Source organism: Streptomyces sp. bgisy159 (genome assembly GCF_057707805.1).
This window is the reverse complement of sequence record NZ_JBYIQX010000011.1, coordinates 99,703-111,928: the sequence shown is the minus strand read 5'-3', so window position 1 is coordinate 111,928 and position 12,226 is coordinate 99,703. Positions and strand designations below refer to the sequence as shown.

Annotated in this window: 10 protein-coding genes; 1 reads left to right on the top strand and 9 read right to left on the bottom strand. The window is 73.9% G+C overall.

Translation table 11 applies throughout. From position 1 onward, the window contains the following. Positions 1-27: 27 nt before the first annotated feature. Entirely contained in the window at positions 28-1,128 is a 1,101-nt protein-coding gene (locus AC3ET3_RS13830) for a citrate synthase 2 (protein WP_432137349.1), read from the bottom strand. Between the two features lie 274 nt (positions 1,129-1,402). Here AC3ET3_RS13830 and pdxH point away from each other — a divergent pair, with 274 nt between their 5' ends. Then, positions 1,403-2,113, top strand: a complete 711-nt coding sequence (pdxH, locus tag AC3ET3_RS13825; RefSeq protein ID WP_432137348.1) for a pyridoxamine 5'-phosphate oxidase — start codon at positions 1,403-1,405, stop codon at positions 2,111-2,113. Positions 2,114-2,127: 14 nt separating this feature from the next. Here the strand turns inward: pdxH and AC3ET3_RS13820 are convergent, their stop codons facing one another. The 8 genes from AC3ET3_RS13820 to AC3ET3_RS13785 form a co-directional block, all read right to left on the bottom strand. Continuing rightward, positions 2,128-2,730, bottom strand: a complete 603-nt coding sequence (locus AC3ET3_RS13820; RefSeq protein ID WP_435612213.1) for a TetR/AcrR family transcriptional regulator — start codon at positions 2,728-2,730, stop codon at positions 2,128-2,130. Then, positions 2,718-3,452: an enoyl-CoA hydratase family protein gene (locus AC3ET3_RS13815; protein ID WP_432137346.1), complete on the bottom strand. Its 735-nt coding sequence runs from the start codon at positions 3,450-3,452 to the stop codon at positions 2,718-2,720. The genes AC3ET3_RS13820 and AC3ET3_RS13815 overlap by 13 nt, the downstream gene beginning before the upstream one ends. Then, entirely contained in the window at positions 3,449-5,017 is a 1,569-nt protein-coding gene (locus AC3ET3_RS13810) for a 4-coumarate--CoA ligase family protein (RefSeq protein ID WP_435612212.1), read from the bottom strand. The genes AC3ET3_RS13815 and AC3ET3_RS13810 overlap by 4 nt, the downstream gene beginning before the upstream one ends. An 86-nt stretch (positions 5,018-5,103) precedes the next feature. Next, complete coding sequence (locus AC3ET3_RS13805; RefSeq protein ID WP_432137344.1) at positions 5,104-6,240, bottom strand: acyl-CoA dehydrogenase family protein; 1,137 nt, start codon at positions 6,238-6,240, stop codon at positions 5,104-5,106. Next, positions 6,237-8,144 carry an acetyl/propionyl/methylcrotonyl-CoA carboxylase subunit alpha gene (locus AC3ET3_RS13800; protein ID WP_435612211.1) on the bottom strand — a complete coding sequence of 636 codons (1,908 nt, stop codon included), beginning with the start codon at positions 8,142-8,144 and terminating at the stop codon, positions 6,237-6,239. The genes AC3ET3_RS13805 and AC3ET3_RS13800 overlap by 4 nt, the downstream gene beginning before the upstream one ends. Before the next feature lie 8 nt (positions 8,145-8,152). Then, positions 8,153-9,751: an acyl-CoA carboxylase subunit beta gene (locus tag AC3ET3_RS13795; RefSeq protein WP_432137342.1), complete on the bottom strand. Its 1,599-nt coding sequence runs from the start codon at positions 9,749-9,751 to the stop codon at positions 8,153-8,155. Further along, positions 9,748-11,424: an acyclic terpene utilization AtuA family protein gene (locus AC3ET3_RS13790; RefSeq protein WP_435612210.1), complete on the bottom strand. Its 1,677-nt coding sequence runs from the start codon at positions 11,422-11,424 to the stop codon at positions 9,748-9,750. The genes AC3ET3_RS13795 and AC3ET3_RS13790 overlap by 4 nt, the downstream gene beginning before the upstream one ends. Then, entirely contained in the window at positions 11,421-12,215 is a 795-nt protein-coding gene (locus AC3ET3_RS13785; RefSeq protein WP_432137340.1) for a TIGR03084 family metal-binding protein, read from the bottom strand. The genes AC3ET3_RS13790 and AC3ET3_RS13785 overlap by 4 nt, the downstream gene beginning before the upstream one ends. Positions 12,216-12,226: the final 11 nt, after the last annotated feature.

The following is a 12,226-nucleotide window of genomic DNA, read 5'->3' as shown; positions in this document are numbered from 1 at the left end:
CGTGGGCCGCGCCCCGGGGGTTCCCGCTCAGTGGGCGATGTCGCCGTGCCCCTGGATCTCGCGCGGGTCGCGCGGGCCCGGTCCGACGTACCGCGCGGAGGGCCGTACGAGGCGTCCGGTCCGCTTCTGCTCCAGGATGTGCGCCGACCAGCCCGCCGTACGGGCGCAGGTGAACATGGACGTGAACATGTGCGCCGGCACCTCCGCGAAGTCCAGGACGATGGCCGCCCAGAACTCGACGTTGGTGGCCAGGACGCGGTCCGGGCGCCGGTTGTGCAGTTCCTCCAGGGCGGCCTTCTCCAGCGCCTCGGCGACCTCGAAGCGTGGGGCGCCGAGTTCGCGGGCGGTGCGGCGCAGCACGCGTGCGCGGGGGTCCTCCGCGCGGTAGACGCGGTGGCCGAAGCCCATGAGGCGCTCGCCGCGGTCGAGGGACTGCTTGACGTACGCCTCGGCGTCCCCGGTGCGTTCGATCTCCTCGATCATGTGCAGCACGCGGGAGGGGGCGCCGCCGTGCAGCGGCCCGGACATGGCTCCGACGGCTCCGGAGAGCGCGGCGGCCACGTCGGCGCCGGTGGAGGCGATGACGCGGGCGGTGAAGGTGGAGGCGTTCATGCCGTGCTCGGCGGCGGACGTCCAGTAGGCGTCGACGGCGGCGACGTGCTTGGGGTCGGGCTCGCCGCGCCAGCGGATCATGAAGCGTTCGACGACGGACTCGGCCTTGTCGATCTCGCGCTGCGGCACCATGGGCCGGCCCTGGCCGCGCGCGGACTGGGCGACGTACGACAGGGCCATGACGGCGGCGCGGGCGAGGTCCTCGCGGGCCTGCTCGGCACTGATGTCGAGGAGGGGTTTCAGGCCCCAGACGGGGGCGAGCATGGCGAGCGCGGACTGCACGTCGACGCGGATGTCGCCGGAGTGCACGGGGATGGGGAACGGCTCGGCGGGCGGCAGGCCGGGGTTGAAGGCGCCGTCGACGAGGAGGCCCCAGACGTTGCCGAAGGAGACGTGACCCACGAGGTCCTCGATGTCCACGCCTCGGTAGCGGAGCGCGCCGCCTTCCTTGTCGGGTTCCGCGATCTCCGTCTCGAAGGCGATGATCCCTTCGAGTCCGGGTACGAAGTCGGACATCAGGCGGCTCCTCGTGATGTGTGACGGGTGGGGCGTCCGGGCTGTGGGTGTGCCGGGGTGTGGTGGGGCGGCTCGCGGTCCGGGCGGCCGTCCCGGAGGGTTGCCCCGCGCGTGCCCGGGCGGGGCCCCGTGCGGTGGTGATGCCCCGTTCGGCCGACGGTCACCCGGCCGGAGGGGTACCAGCACGATATCCCCGAGTGCCACCTTTGGGGAGTCCTCGCGGCACTGAGTGCCACGTAAGTGTCGGGGCAGGGCCGGTCTGCCGGGGCCGGGGATGCGGGAAGATGACACAGTGAGCGACCGAGACGCCGTCCCTTTCGATCCCGTCCGTGATCCCGTGCCCGACCCCGCGTCGATGCGCAAGCAGTACCGGGTGGAGGGTTTCGCCGAGTCCGATCTGGCCGACACGCCCGTGGAGCAGTTCGCGCGCTGGTTCCGGGAGGCCGCCACCCAGGCGCATCTGTTCGAGCCGAACGCGATGGTCGTGTGCACGGCCGACGCCGAGGGGCGGCCGTCGTCGCGCACGGTGCTGCTGAAGCAGTTCGACGAGCACGGTTTCGTCTTCTACACGAACTACGAGTCCCGCAAGGGCCGGGACCTCGCCGAGAACCCGTACGTCTCGCTGCTCTTCCCGTGGCACCCGATGGCCCGGCAGGTCATCGTCCAGGGGGTGGCGCGGCGTACCGGCCGGGACGAGACGGCCGCCTACTTCCGGACCCGGCCGCACGGCTCGCAGCTGGGGGCGTGGGCGAGCGCCCAGTCCGCCGTGGTCGCGTCGCGCGCGGAGCTGGACGCCTCGTACGCGGAGCTGGCCGCCCGCTACCCGGAGGGCGAGCAGGTGCCGGTCCCGCCGCACTGGGGCGGCTACCGGGTGGCGCCGCAGAGCGTGGAGTTCTGGCAGGGCCGGCTGAACCGGCTGCACGACCGGCTGCGCTATGTGGCGGAGCCGGACGGGAGCTGGCGGGTGGAGCGGCTCAGCCCGTAGGCGGTCGGGGCGGCTCAGCCCAGTGCCTGGTCCAGCAGGGCCGCCCACTGCTCGACCACGCGCTCGCGTCGCTGCTGGTCGTCGGTGAGGAGGTTGGCCAGCCCGAGCCCGCGGGCCATGTCCAGCAGGCCCTGGACGGTCTCGCGGACGCCGGGGCGGGTCTCGTCGGCGGCGAGGAGTTCCACCGCGATGCGATGGGTCTCGCGGCCGACGCGGGCCTCCAGCTCGGTGACGCGCGAGCGCAGCTGGTCCTCGTTGGAGGCGGCGACCCAGAGGTGCAGGGCGGAGCGGAACAGGGGGCCGGTGTAGAGGTCGACGAGGGCGGCGACCACGGCCCGCCGGTCGCCCGCCGCGCCCTCGGGGAACAGGGCGCGCAGGGCCGTGGAGCGCTCCTCGGCGACGTACTCCACGGCCGCCGTGAAGAGGTCCTCGCGGGTACGGAAGTGGTGTTGGGCGGCGCCCCGTGAGACACCGGCGCGTTCGGCGACGACGGTCACCGTGGAACCGGCCCAGCCGTGTTCGGCGAGGCAGGCCACGGCGGCCTCCAGCAGCCGCTGCCGGGTGGCGCGGCTGCGGTCCTGCTTGGGGACGCGGTCGACTGTGGTCACAGCACCCATGGGGGATCCCGTCTTTCAAGGAAGGCCGTCATCCCCTCGCGGGCCTGCGGGGAGGCGAACAGCCGTGCCGAGAGCGCGGTGAGGTGGTCCGCGTCCCGGTCGAATGCCTCCAGCACCCTAGTCGTGAGCAGCCGCTTCGTCTCGGCCAGGGCGTCGGGTGCGGACCGGCGCAGTCCGTCGAGGACGGGACGCAGTACGGCGTCCACGTCGTCGCCGGCAGCCGTGAGCAGGCCGACGCGGACCGCCTCGGCCGGATCGAAGCGCTCGCCGGTGAGGTAGTGGCGGGCGACGGCGCGGGGGTCGGCGCGGGGCAGGACCGGCAGGGAGATCACGGCGGGGGCGACGCCGATGCGGACCTCGGTGAAGGCGAACGTGGCGTCGAGGGAGGCGGCGGCGATGTCGCAGGCGGCGAGGAGGCCGAGGCCGCCCGCGCGGACGTGTCCGGTGACGCGGGCGACGACCGGTCGGGGCAGCTCGACGATCTGCCGGAGCAGCGCCACGAGCGCGTCGGGGGCGGGCGGGTCGCGCAGGTCGGCCCCGGCGCAGAAGGTGGTGCCGGTGTGGGTGAGGACGACGGCGCGGGTGCCGGGGTCCGCGGCGCACTCGGTGAGTGCCTGGGCGAGGTCGGCGACCAGGGCCGCCGAGAGGGCGTTGCGGGTTCCGGGCGAGTCGAGGGTGAGGGTCTCGATGCCCCGGACGCGGGTGCGGGCGACGAGGGTCACGGGCGCTCCTTGAGCCGTCTGCGGAGGATCTTGCCGGAGGCGGCGCGTGGGACGGCGTCGACGAAGGTGACCCGGCGGACGCGTTTGTAGGGGGCGACGCGTTCGGCGACGTACATCATGACCTCGCCGGCGGTGAGGCCGGCGGCGGTGGGACCGCGGACGACGTAGGCGTGCGGCACCTCGGTGCCCTCGTCGGTGGGGGTGCCGGTGACGGCGGCGTCGGCGATGCCGGGGTGGGTGAGCAGCAGGGCCTCCAGCTCGGCCGGGGCGACCTGGAAGCCCTTGTACTTGATGAGTTCCTTGACGCGGTCGACGACGAAGAGCCAGCCGGCGGCATCGACCCGGCCGACGTCCCCGGTGTGCAGCCAGCCGTCGGGGTCGATCATGGCGGCGGTGGCGGTGGGGTTGCCGAGGTAGCCCTTCATGACCTGGGGGCCGCGGATGAGGATCTCGCCCCGCTCGCCGGTGCCGAGGTCCTTGCCGGGGTCGTCGAGGGAGACGATGCGCATCTCGGTGCCGGCGATGAGCCTGCCGACGGTGCCGGCGGGGGCGTCGCGCATGGCGTCCAGGGGGACGACGTGGGTGCCCGGGGAGAGTTCGGTCATGCCGTAGGCCTGGCCGACGGGGGGCAGGTTCAGGCGGCGGGAGCAGGCGGCGGCGAGGTCGGCGTCGAGCGGGGCCGCGGCGCTGATGACGTACTTCAGGGACGACAGGTCGTACCGGGCGACCGCCGGGTGTTTGGCGAGGGCCAGGACGATCGGCGGGGCCACGTAGAGGGCCGTGATGCGGTGGTTCTGGATGGCCGCCAGGAACGTCTCCAGTTCGAAGCGGGGCAGGACGACGACGGTGGCGCCGCTGCGCAGCGGCGCGTTCATCAGGGCGGTGAGCCCGTAGATGTGGAAGAGGGGCAGGACGGCGAGGACGCGTTCGCCGGGGCCGGCGGGGATCGCCGGTTCGAGCTGGGCGAGGTTGGTGGCGAGCTGCCGGTGGGTGAGCATCACGCCCTTGGGGACGCCGGTGGTGCCGGAGGAGTACGGCAGGGCCGCGACGTCCTCGACCGGATCGATGGCGGGGTGCGGCTCGGGGGCGCGGGAGGCGAGCATGTCGATCAGGGAGCGGTGTCCGGGGGCGCTGTCGCAGACGAGGATCTCCTCGATGCCGCCGGAGAGTTCGGCGGCGCGGCGGGCGGTCTCCAGGAACGGGGAGACGGTCACGATCCAGCGGGCGGCGCAGTCGCGGAGCTGTGTGGCGAACTCCTCGGCCGTGGCGAGCGGGTGCACGGTGGTGACGGTGGCGCCGGCGCGGGTGGCCGCGTGGAACGCCAGCGGGAAGGCGACCGTGTTGGGGCTGTGCAGGGCGAGGACGTCGCCCTTGCGGACGCCGGCCTCGGCGAGGGCGGCGGCGACGCGCCGGTGGAAGCGGTCCACCTGCTCGTAGGTGAGCGTGGTGCCGTCGGTGCCGTCGATCAGGGCGGGCAGGTCGCCGAACTCGGCGGCCCGGCCGAGGACCGCCTCGTGGATGGGGAGTTCTACGGCCGGGACGTCTGCGTACTCGCTGCGGAACACGCTTCCTCCTCGCACAGCGCGGTGCCGGACGGTGGTGGTCGGTGCGGTCGGAACGAGCGGTCGCTACGAGCGGTCGCTACGAGCCGTCAGTACGACTTGGGCAGGCCCAGGGTCTGGTGGGAGACGTAGTTCAGGATCATCTCGCGGCTCACCGGGGCGATACGGGCCACCCGCGCGGCCGTGATCAGCCGGGCCAGGCCGAACTCGCGGGTGAGGCCGTTGCCGCCGAGGGTGTGCACGGCCTGGTCGACCGCTCGCACACAGGCCTCCCCGGCCGCGTACTTGGCCATGTTGGCGGCCTCGCCGGCACCGGCGTCGTCGCCCGCGTCGTACAGCCCGGCGGCCTTCTGCATCATCAGGCGGGCCAGTTCGAGTTCGATGTGCGCCTGGGCGAGGGGGTGGGCGATGGCCTGGTGGGCGCCGATGGGGGTGTTCCAGACGGTGCGCTCGCGGGCGTAGTCGAGGGCGCGTGACAGGGCGTGGCGGCCCATGCCGATCGCGAAGGCGGCCGTCATGATGCGCTCGGGGTTGAGGCCGGCGAAGAGCTGGAGCAGCCCGGCGTCCTCGTCGCCGACGAGTGCGTCGGCGGGGAGCCGGACGTCGTCCAGGACGAGTTCGAACTGCTTCTCCACGCTGTCGAGTTCCATGTCGATCTTGCGGCGGGAGAAGCCGGGGGTGTCGCGCGGGACGATGAACAGGCAGGGCTTGAGGCGGCCGGTGCGGGAGTCCTCGGTGCGGCCGACGACGAGGGTGGCGTCGGCGATGTCCACGCCGGAGACGAACACCTTGCGGCCGGTGAGGAGCCAGTCCCCGGTGCCGGGGTCGCGGCGGGCGGTGGTGGTGATGCGGTGGCTGTTGGAGCCGGCGTCGGGTTCGGTGATGCCGAAGGCCATGAGGCGGCTGCCGTCGGCGAGCGCGGGCAGCCACTGCCGTTTCTGGGCTTCGGTGCCGAAGCGGGCTATGACGGTGCCGCAGATCGCCGGGGAGACGATCATCATGAGCAGGGGGTTGCCGGCGGCGCCCAGTTCTTCGAGGACGAGGGAGAGTTCGGTGATGCCGCCGCCACCACCGCCGTAGGCCTCCGGCAGGTTGACGCCGATGTAGCCGAGCTTGGCGGCCTTCTGCCAGAGGTCCCTGTTGTCCAGGTCGTGGTGGCTGGTGGCGAAGGACGAGACCGCCTCGCGCAGCGCCTTGTGTTCCTGCGGTTCGATGTGGGTGGTCATCGGTGTCCTCCGGGCTGGTCCTCGTGGGTGGTTGCTCGCGCTGTTCCCCGCGTCCCTTCCGGGTCGGTCTCCTCGACCACGGCCAGAAGGGCTCCGACCTCCACTTGCTGTCCTGGTGTCACCGGCAGGGCGGTCAGCACGCCCGTCGCCGGGGCCGCGATGACGTGCTGCATCTTCATCGCTTCGAGCCAGACGATCGGCTCACCGGCGCGGACGCCCGATCCGGTGACGAGACCGTCCGCGAGTCTGACGACCGTGCCCGGCATCGGTGCCAGGAGGGAGCCGGGGGCCTGCTGGGTGGTCGGGTCCGGGAAGCGGGGCAGGGCGGTCAGGGCCGTGGTGTTGACGTACACGCGGTCGCCGTAGCGGGCCACGTCGTAGCGGCGTCGCACGCCGTCGGCCTCCAGGACGACCGCCGAGCCGTCCGCGTGCACCACCCGCACCCCGTCGGCCCGCAGGCCCTCGCGGGTGTGGGTGTAGCGGACCTCGTGTTCCCGCCCCGCCATCTCGTACCGCTTGACCTGCGGTTGTGCGGGCATGTTGCGCCAGCCGCCGAAGCGGGAGCGGCCGTGCGCGTCGGCGAGGGCGGCGGCGAGCGGGGCGTGCGGGTCGGGGGCGGGCGCGGTGAGGGCGGCGAGGTGACGGTCGTAGAAGCCGGTGTCCATGCGGGCGGAGGTGAACTCCTCGTGCCGCAGGGAGCGGATCAGCAGCTCGCGGTTGGTGACGGGGCCGTGCAGGGTGGTGTGTTCCAGAGCGCCGGCCAGTCTGCGGATCGCCTCGGCTCGGGTGGGGGCGTGGGCGACGGCCTTCGCGAGCATCGGGTCGTAGTGGACGCCGATGTCGTCGCCGTCGGTGTAGCCGGTGTCCAGGCGGATGCCGTCGGGGGCGGTCAGGCGGTGCAGGCGGCCGGTCTGCGGCGCCCAGTCGCGGGACGGGTCCTCGGCGTAGAGGCGGGCCTCGACGGCGTGGCCGCGCGCCTGGGGCGGGGCGTCGGCCAGGACGGCGCCCTCGGCGATCCTGATCTGCTCGGCCACCAGGTCGATGCCGTAGATCATCTCGGTGACGGGGTGTTCGACCTGGAGGCGGGTGTTCATCTCCAGGAAGTGCGCCCGGTCGTGCGCGACGAGGAACTCGACGGTGCCCGCGCCCACGTAGTCCACGGCGCGCGCGGCGCGTACGGCCAGCGCGCGCAACTCCTCCGCGAGCGCCGGGGTGAGTCCGGGCGCCGGCGCCTCCTCGATCACCTTCTGGTGGCGGCGCTGGAGCGAGCAGTCGCGCGTGCCCAGCGCCCACACCGTGCCGTGCGCGTCGGCGAGTACCTGCACCTCCACGTGCCGGCCGTGCTCGACGTAGGGCTCGACGAACACCTCGCCGTCGCCGAAGGCGCTCGCGGCCTCGGCGCGTGCGCCCTCCAGGGCGGCGCTGAGGTCGTCGAGGCGGCGCACGATCCGCATGCCGCGCCCCCCGCCGCCCGCGGCCGCCTTCACCAGCACCGGCAGATCGGCCTCGGTGACCTCGTCCAGCGGGGCGAGGCCCAGCAGTTCCTTGGCGCGTGTCTTGGACGCCATCGCCTCGATGGCCGCCGGGGGCGGGCCGATCCATCCCAGGCCCGCGTCGAGCACCGCGCGCGCGAAGTCGGCGTTCTCGGAGAGGAAGCCGTACCCGGGGTGCACGGCGTCCGCGCCGGCGGCCACCGCGGCCTTCACGATCAGGTCGCCCCGCAGGTACGTCTCGGCGGGTGCCGCCCCGGGCAGCCGTACCGCCGCGTCGGCCACGCGCGCGTGGAGGGCGTTCTCGTCGGCGTCGGAGTACACGGCGACCGTCCCGAGACCCAGCTCGCGGCAGGTGCGGAAGACGCGGCAGGCGATCTCGCCGCGGTTGGCGACCAGCACAGTGGAAAACACGTGACCCCTCACATCCGGAAGACGCCGAAGCCGCCCCGCACGCCCTCGAAGGGCGCGGTGTGCACGGCGGACAGGCACAGGCCGAGAACGGTGCGGGTGTCGCGCGGGTCGATGACGCCGTCGTCGTACAGCCGCCCCGACAGGAACATCGGCAGGGACTCGGACTCGATCTGCTGCTCCACCATGGCGCGCAGCGCGGAGTCCGCCTCGTCGTCGTACGGCTGTCCCTTGGCCGCCGCCGACTGGCGGGCGACGATCGACAGCACGCCGGCGAGCTGCTGCGGGCCCATCACGGCGGACTTGGCGCTCGGCCAGGCGAACAGGAACCGCGGGTCGTAGGCGCGCCCGCACATGCCGTAGTGCCCGGCGCCGTAGGAGGCCCCCATGAGGACCGACAGGTGCGGCACCCGCGAATTGCTCACCGCGTTGATCATCATCGCGCCGTGCTTGACGATGCCGCCCTGCTCGTACTCCTTGCCGACCATGTAGCCGGTGGTGTTGTGCAGGAAGACCAGCGGGATGTCGCGCTGGTTGGCGAGCTGGATGAACTGGGCGGCCTTCTGGGACTCCTCGCTGAACAGGACGCCCTGGGCGTTCGCCAGGACACCGACCGGGTAGCCGTGCAGGCTCGCCCAGCCGGTGACCAGGCTCGTCCCGTAGAGCGGCTTGAACTCGTCGAAGTCGGAGGCGTCGACGATCCGGGCGATCACCTCGCGCGGGTCGAAGGGGGTGCGCAGATCGCCGGGGACGATCCCCAGGAGCTCCTCCGGGTCGTACTCGGGCGGCGCGGCGGGCCCGGGATCGCCGTGCGCCTTGCGGTGGTTGAGCCGCGCCACGACCCGGCGGGCCTGCCGCAGCGCGTCCGGCTCGTCGACGGCGAAGTAGTCCGCGAGACCGGACACGCGCGCGTGCATCTCCGCGCCACCCAGGGACTCGTCGTCGCTCTCCTCCCCGGTGGCCATCTTCACCAGCGGCGGCCCGCCGAGGAACACCTTCGCGCGCTCCTTGACCATGATCACGTGGTCGGACATGCCCGGGATGTACGCGCCGCCCGCGGTGGAGTTGCCGAAGACCACCGCGACGGTCGGGATGCCCGCCGCCGACAGCCGGGTCAGGTCGCGGAAGATCGCCCCGCCCGGGATGAAGATCTCCTTCTGGGACGGCAGATCGGCGCCCCCGGACTCCACCAGGCTGATGCACGGCAGCCGGTTGGCGAGCGCGATGTCGTTGGCGCGCAGGGCCTTCTTCAGCGACCACGGGTTGCTGGCCCCGCCCCGCACGGTCGGGTCGTTCGCGGTGATCAGGCACTCCACGCCCTCGACGACCCCGATCCCGGTCACCAGGGAGGCCCCCACCGGGTACTCGCTGCCCCAGGCGGCCAGCGGCGACAGCTCCAGGAACGGCGTGTCCGGGTCCAGGAGCAGCTCGATGCGCTCACGGGCCAGGAGCTTGCCGCGCCGCCGGTGCCGCTCGACGTACTTCTCGCCGCCGCCCGCGAGCGCCTTGGCGTGCTCCGCGTCCAGATCGGCGAGCTTGGCGAGCATGGCCTCGCGGTTGGCCCGGTGGCCGGGGTCCGCGGTGTCCAGGGCGGAGGTCAGAACGGTCACAGGAGGGCCTCCGGGATGTCCAGGTGGCGGGAGCGCAGCCATTCGCCGAGCGCCTTGGCCTGCGGGTCGAAACGGTGCTGGGCGGCGACGCCCTCGCCGAGGATCGACTCGACGACGAAGTTCAGGGCGCGCAGGTGCGGCAGGACGTGCCGGGTGACCGGCAGGGGGCGGCTCTCCGGGATCAGCTGCCGGAAGCGGTCGACGGTCAGCTCGTGGACCAGCCAGCGCCACGCCTCGTCGGTGCGCACCCACACCCCGACGTTGGCGTCGCCGCCCTTGTCGCCGCTGCGCGCCCCGGCGACCAGCCCGAGCGGCGCCCGGCGGGTGGGCCCGGGCGGCGGCGGCTCGGGCAGCGGCGGCTCCGGGACGTCGTCGAGCGGGCGGGTCGCCTCGGGCGGCCGTACGGCGAGACGGCGCCCGTCCGGCAGCACGGCCACCTGCTCGACATCGCCCTGCGGCAGGCGCGCCGCCTCGAACACGCCGTACGGCGCCCCCTTGCCGGGCGGGGCCGACACGTGGAAGCCGGGATAGCCGGACAGCGCCAGCTCCACCGCGGCCCCGCTCAGCGCCCGCCCCACGGCCTCCTGCCGGGGGTCGCGCACCGTGAGCCGCAGCAGGGCGCTCGCGGTCTCCTCGGTGTCGGCGTCGGGCCGGTCGGTGCGCACCAGGTCCCATCGGACGTCGGCCGGGCGCGACTCGGCGAGCGCCTCGTCCATCTGTTCGCGCACCAGGGCCGCCTTGTCCTCGATGTCCAGGCCGGTGAGCACGAACACGACCTCGTTGCGGAAGCCGCCGAGCCGGCTCAGGCCGACCTTGAGGTCCGGGGGCGGCGCCTCGCCCCGCACCCCGGTGATCCGCACCCTGTCGGGGCCGTCCTGGGCGATCCGGACGGTGTCCAGGCGGGCGGTGACGTCGGGGCCGGCATAGCGGGCGCCCGAGGTCTCGTAGAGCAGCTGGGCGGTGACCGTGCCGGTGTCGACGAAGCCGCCGGTGCCGGGGTGCTTGGTGACGACGCTGCTGCCGTCGGCGTGGATCTCGGCGAGCGGGAAGCCGGGGCGGCGGACGTCGCGGCCCCGGAAGAACGCGTAGTTGCCGCCGGTGGCCTGCGCCCCGCACTCCAGCACGTGCCCGGCGACGACCGCGCCCGCCAGCCGGTCGTGGTCGTCGGGCGTCCAGCCGAAGTGGGCGGCGGCGGGCCCGGTGACCAGGGCCGCGTCCGTCACCCGCCCGGTCACCACGACGTCCGCGCCCGCGCGCAGGCAGGCGGCGATGCCGAAGCCGCCCAGGTAGGCGTTGGCGGTGAGGCTCTCCGGGAAGCGGGGGCGGACGTCGTCGCCCTCGACGTGGGCGACCCGCACCGGGACGCCGAGCCGGTCCGCCAGCTCCCGCACCTTCCCGGCGAGCCCGGCCGGATTCAGCCCGCCCGCGTTGGTGACGATGCGCACGCCGCGCTCCCGGGCGAGGCCGAGGGTGTCCTCCAGTTGCCGCAGGAAGGTGCGGGCGTAGCCGGCCGCGGGGTCCTTCACCCGGTCCCGGCCGAGGATCAGCAGGGTCAGCTCGGCCAGGTAGTCGCCGGTGAGGACGTCCAGCTCCCCGCCGGTGAGCATCTCGCGCACGGCGTCGAAACGGTCCCCGTAGAAGCCGGAGGCGTTGCCTACGCGCAGCGGCCTCACGCCTGCTGCCCCTTGGGCTCCCGGCCCGCACCCGGCGGCCCCGCGAACGCCTGCGCGATGTCCAGCCAGCGGTCGGCGTCCTCGCCCTCCGCGCGGACGGCGAGGTCGGCCCGGTGGGCGCGCTGGGTGACCAGGAGGCAGAAGTCGAGCGCGGGTCCGGTGACGCGCTGGCGGGCGTCCTCGGGGCCGTGGGCCCAGAGGGCGCCGGAGGGGGCGACGAGTTCGACGCGGAACTCCTCGCCGGGGACGGGCAGGCCTCGCGCGCCGAACGCGAAGTCGCGGGCGCGCACGCCGATCCGGACGACGTGTGCGAGCCGGTCGGTCGGGGTGGGGGCGACGCCCAGCGCGTCGGCCACGTCCTGGCCGTGGGCCCAGGTCTCCATGAGGCGTCCGGTGGCCATGGAGGCGGCCGACATGGGCGGGCCGTACCAGGGGAAGCGCGCGCCGGGCGGTGCGGCCCGCAGGGCCCGGTCGAGGGCGGCGCGGCCCCGGCGCCAGCGGGTGAGCAGTTCGCCGGGCGGCAGCAGCGCGCCCTCCTCCGCGCCCTGGTCGACGAACGACTCCGGAGCCTGAAGGGCCTTCTCCACCAGCGCGCGGAAGGCGTCGGCGTCGGTCACGGCGAGCAGGGCCGAGTGGTCGGTCCAGGCGAGGTGGGCGATCTGGTGGGCGATGGTCCAGCCGGGGGCGGGGGTGGGGAGCGTCCAGCGCTCCGGCCCCAGGTCGGCGACGAGCCGGTCGAGTTCGTCGCTTTCGGTACGCAGGTCGTCGAACACGGGCGTCGGGTCGGCCATGCGGAGGAGCA